The following is a 1170-nucleotide window of genomic DNA, read 5'->3' on the forward strand; positions in this document are numbered from 1 at the left end:
GAGTTCACAAGTGCCGATGTCACGACCGCCGTATCCGCCGGAGTTCCGGCGGCAGATGGTGGAGCTGGTGCGGGCCGGCCGGTCGCCCGAGGACCTGGCCAAGGAGTTCGAGCCGACGGCCCAGTCGATCCGTACCTGGGTCGCTCAGGCCGACCGCGATGACGGCCGCCGCCAGGACGGGTTGACCAGCGCGGAGAAAGATGAGCTGGCCCGGCTGCGGCGGGAGGTCCGTCAGCTGCGGGAAGAGCGCGAGATCTTGAAGAAGGCGGCGGTTTTCTTCGCGCGGGAGACGGATCGGCCGAGGTGAAGTACCGGCTGATCGATGCGGAGAAGACACACCATGGCGTCTCCCTTTTGGCCCGGGTGCTGGGTGTGTCGCGCCAGGGCTATTACGCCTGGAAGAGCCGCGGCCCCTCACGGCGGGCCCGCCAGGACCAGGCTCTGATCGAGACCATCACGAAGATCCACAGCCGGTCGCGCCAGACCTACGGTGCTCCGCGCGTTCACGCCGAGTTGCGCGATGACTTCGGCGTGCGTGTCGGGCGCAAGCGGGTGGCGCGGCTGATGCGCACCGCGCGGCTTGAGGGGGTGCACCGGCGTCGCCGGCATGGGCTGACCCGCCGTGACCCGGCGGTGGTGCCACCTCATGATCTGGTGAACCGCGACTTCACCGCGCCCGCGCCGAACCGGGTCTGGACGGCGGACATCACGTACGTGCCGACGGGTGAGGGGTGGCTGTATCTGGCGGTGGTGCTGGATGTGTTCTCCCGGCGGATCGTGGGCTGGGCGATGGCCGGCCACATGCGTACCGAGCTGGTCATCGACGCGCTGGAGATGGCGGTATGGAATCGTCGGCCCGCCCCCGGGCTGATCCATCACAGCGATCAGGGGGTGCAATATACGTCGCTGTCGTTCAGCCGCCGCTGCACCTCAGCGGGCATCCGTACCTCGACCGGCAGCGTCGCGGACTGCTACGACAACGCCGTGACCGAGAGCTTCTTCGCCACGTTGGAGACCGAACTGCTCGACCGGCACCACTTCACCACCCGCGCCCAGGCCAAGGCCGCCTGCTTCGACTTCATCGAAGGGTTCTACAACCCCCGCCGCCGCCACTCGACCCTGGGCATGCTCAGCCCTGCCGAATACGAGAGGAGATACACGCAACGATCC

1 protein-coding gene is annotated in these 1170 nt (G+C 67.9%); it reads left to right on the forward strand.

Features of this window, described 5'->3' with window-relative positions:
* Positions 1-10: 10 nt before the first annotated feature.
* A protein-coding gene (locus ABEA10_RS50505) for an IS3 family transposase (protein WP_345475868.1) occupies positions 11-1170 on the forward strand; the annotation gives its coding sequence in 2 pieces (ribosomal slippage) (positions 11-269 and positions 269-1170; 1161 coding nt annotated over the 2 pieces). This gene is flagged as partial in the annotation.

It is taken from the genome of Actinoallomurus oryzae (assembly GCF_039541955.1).
Taxonomy (GTDB): Bacteria; Actinomycetota; Actinomycetes; order Streptosporangiales; family Streptosporangiaceae; genus Actinoallomurus; species Actinoallomurus oryzae.